The 3,084-nt window shown below is 46.7% G+C and carries 3 protein-coding genes and 1 pseudogene; 1 reads left to right on the top strand and 3 read right to left on the bottom strand.

Going from position 1 to position 3,084, the window contains the following annotated elements; all coding sequences use genetic code 11:
* The coding region (locus PX481_RS12030; RefSeq protein WP_288094637.1) for a GTP-binding protein at positions 1 to 1,289 on the bottom strand (1,289 nt) is incomplete at its 3' end.
* Positions 1,290 to 1,441: 152 nt separating this feature from the next.
* Complete coding sequence (locus PX481_RS12025) at positions 1,442 to 2,146, bottom strand: DUF1997 domain-containing protein (RefSeq protein WP_288094636.1); 705 nt, start codon at positions 2,144 to 2,146, stop codon at positions 1,442 to 1,444.
* A gap of 124 nt (positions 2,147 to 2,270) precedes the next feature.
* Here PX481_RS12025 and PX481_RS12020 point away from each other — a divergent pair, with 124 nt between their 5' ends.
* A complete protein-coding gene (locus PX481_RS12020) occupies positions 2,271 to 2,930 on the top strand; it encodes an SDR family oxidoreductase (RefSeq protein WP_002761432.1) in 660 nt (219 codons plus the stop codon).
* Here the strand turns inward: PX481_RS12020 and PX481_RS12015 are convergent.
* Positions 2,880 to 3,059 (bottom strand): annotated as a pseudogene (locus PX481_RS12015) (hypothetical protein); the annotation flags it as partial. The gene PX481_RS12020 and the pseudogene PX481_RS12015 sit on opposite strands and share 51 nt — an antisense overlap.
* Between the last annotated feature and the right edge of the window lie 25 nt (positions 3,060 to 3,084).

Below are 3,084 nucleotides of genomic sequence, written 5' to 3'. Positions count from 1 at the left end.
TGCATATCCTGCATTTCCCCTTTCCGTTGGCCGAGACGTTCGATACTGGAACCCACCGCTTCTTCGGGTACATCTAAAACGAGGTATTCGTAGGGTTCGCAGGGTTGACCGTTAATTTCGCGGTAGATAACTTGCGGCTGCGATACTTGGAATTCGTAGCCTTCCCGACGCATGGTTTCGATGAGAATGCCTAAATGCAGTTCCCCCCGTCCCGAAACCAGGAATTTCTCGGCAGAATCACTTTCTTCCACCCGCAGGGCGACATTAGTTTCTAATTCTCGCATTAGACGATCGCGAATTTGCCGCGAGGTGACAAAAGTGCCTTCCTGACCGGCAAAGGGAGAATCGTTCACCGAGAAGGTCATTTGTAGGGTCGGTTCATCGACTTTAATTAGGGGTAAAGCTTGCGGGTCATCGGCTAAAGTTACGGTTTCCCCGATGTTAGCGTCGGCAAAACCAGCCACAGCAACGATATTACCGGCGCTGGCCTCGTTTAGTTCCACCCGTTTGAGGCCCTCAAAACCAAGAAGTTTTGTTATTTTACCCTTGACAACCGCGCCCGTATCCTTTACTAAAGCTGCCTGTTGACCAGCTTTAATTACGCCGTTATGGATGCGGCCGATAACGATGCGTCCTAAGTATTCCGAGTAATCGAGGGTGGTTACTTGCAGCTGTAGGGGTTTGTTAACGTCCCCGGCCGGTGGTGGAACGTGGTGTAAAATCGCTTCAAAGAGGGGCTGCATATCTTTGTCTTCGTCTTCGAGGCTTTCTTTGGCGAATCCTTGCATCCCGGAAGCGAACAGAGTAGTAAAATCACATTGGTCGTCATCGGCACCCAGTTCCACAAACAGATCGAAAACTTTGTCCACGGCTAGGTTAGGATCGACGTTAGGGCGATCGATTTTATTGACCACGACAATCGGTCTTAATCCCTTTTCTAGGGCTTTTTTCAGCACAAAACGGGTTTGGGGCATCGGCCCCTCGTTAGCATCGACAATCAGGATACAACCGTCCACCATACCTAAAACCCGTTCCACTTCGCCACCAAAGTCGGCGTGACCGGGAGTATCGACGATGTTAATCAGGGTGTCTTGGTAACGAACGGCGGTGTTTTTGGCCAGAATGGTGATACCGCGTTCTCTTTCGAGGTCATTGGAATCCATGACGCAGGTGGGTACATCTTCCCCTTCTCGAAAGATTCCCGACTGTTTGAGGAGTGCATCGACGAGGGTGGTTTTCCCGTGGTCAACGTGAGCAATGATAGCAACGTTACGGATAGGCAGAGACATAAAATATTGAAGTAGTCTTAGGTTTATTTTTACAAGTAAACATTTCTTAATAATTCTAGCTTAGACTGACCAGCACCGTTAGCAAATCTTTATTTTTCCTTGCTTTCCCATCAGCAAGCTCTACTGATTACTGTTGACAGACTCCCCAAACCCTAGGCAAGCAACCCACCCTCACAGGAGTCGAGACGATAGAAAAGACGACTGGAGGCAGGGGGTAGGGGTAAATTAAAGCTAGAGTGAAAATCCTCTTGAACTTTGTAGGTTAAGCGAGGGGAAACTTGGCGAACAATTTGCGTCAACAGTTTATCACCGGTTTTTTGGAGAATGGGACGGGGAATCTTATAAATAAACTTGGGAAACTTAACCATAACATCCATACGCAGTTCCCAAGTGACTTGGGTGATAACCGATGGAATATCCCGTCCCTGTTGCCGAAAAATTGCCTCAATTTCCTGACTAGGAGAAGATAGTGGCATTTCCTCTAGTTTCATAATTGCCTGATAATCCACTAGATAGCCCAAAAACGGTTGATCGGGAATGGGGACACTGCGAGTATGATAGACTCCATTGACGGGCAGATCGAGAACCACAGCGATTTTCGGCTCCAGTTCATAGCCAAAAGCTCCATATTTACCGATGGTGATAATATAACCATTGTCACCGAAGGGCAGAGTTTTCATCGGTTCGGCACAACGACAAAACCAACCTTCGTGCGCGCCCAGATAATCGGCAACCGTGTCCTGATTGCTATACATATCCATACATCCGGCAAAATGGGTTTGAAAACCGAGAAATTGATTGTCTTCTTTGACTTCTACAGATTCGCGAGCTAGGGAGTTAATGGGGGGACGCTGCATGACTTATAAACTGGGCAAATGATAGTACTAGAAACATTTGGGGATTAACCGCCAAAGGATCAGGGAAATTTGTAGAATCGAGATTAGTGTAACGTATTGTTAAAAACTATTAGGTCAAGAAGCGATGAAAGCATTTGTAGCAGGAGCCACAGGGGAAACGGGACGGCGAATTGTTGCCCAATTAGTCGAACGTCAGATTCCCGTCCGCGCTTTGGTGAGAAACCGCGAGAAAGCGGCGGAAATTTTGCCCGCAGGGGTGGAAATCGTCGTCGGAGATGTCCAACAGGCCGATAAGTTAGAGGCACTAATCGCTGATTGTAGCGTTTTGTTATGCGCCACGGGAGCCAGACCGAGTTTTAACCCCACGGAACCTTTGTTAGTGGACTACTTGGGAACTAAAAATCTCATCGATGCCGCAAAAAAGAAAGGAATCGAGCATTTTGTTCTCGTTACTTCCCTCTGTGTATCGAACTTTTTCCACCCCCTCAATCTCTTTTGGTTAATTTTATTCTGGAAAAAACAAGCGGAAGACTATTTAATCAAGAGTGGCTTAACCTACACCATTGTGCGCCCCGGCGGCCTGAAAAACGAGGATAACCTTAATGCCATTAAAATGTCATCCGCCGATACCCTTTCTGAGGGCAATATTCCCCGCACAAAAGTGGCTTCCGTTTGCGTAGAATCCCTATTTTATCCCGCCGCTAACAATAAAATTCTCGAAATTGTTGCTCCCTCAGATGCTCCCAATCTCGATTGGACTCAATTGTTTCAAAGTGTCGGCTAAACAGTAATCAGTTAGGTTCTTCGTTACTTGGTATGGTTCGATAGGGGGGCATAAATCGACTAAATCCTTATCTGGCAAGAGACTTAATTGATTAGTTCGCTCTAGAGCAAAAACAATTGACAAAAATCGCTAAATGCTTTTCTATATAAGGGTT

Source organism: Microcystis sp. M53603_WE2 (assembly GCF_030065435.1).
The sequence above is the reverse complement of the archived record's forward strand: the minus strand, read 5'-3'. Positions and strand labels throughout refer to the sequence as shown.

What these genes read in the sequence shown, in the direction of transcription:
- PX481_RS12025 (WP_288094636.1), bottom strand. Translation starts at nt 2,146, where the DNA reads ATGCAGCGTCCCCCCATTAACTCCCTAGCTCGCGAATCTGTAGAAGTC.
- PX481_RS12020 (WP_002761432.1), top strand. Translation starts at nt 2,271, where the DNA reads ATGAAAGCATTTGTAGCAGGAGCCACAGGGGAAACGGGACGGCGAATT.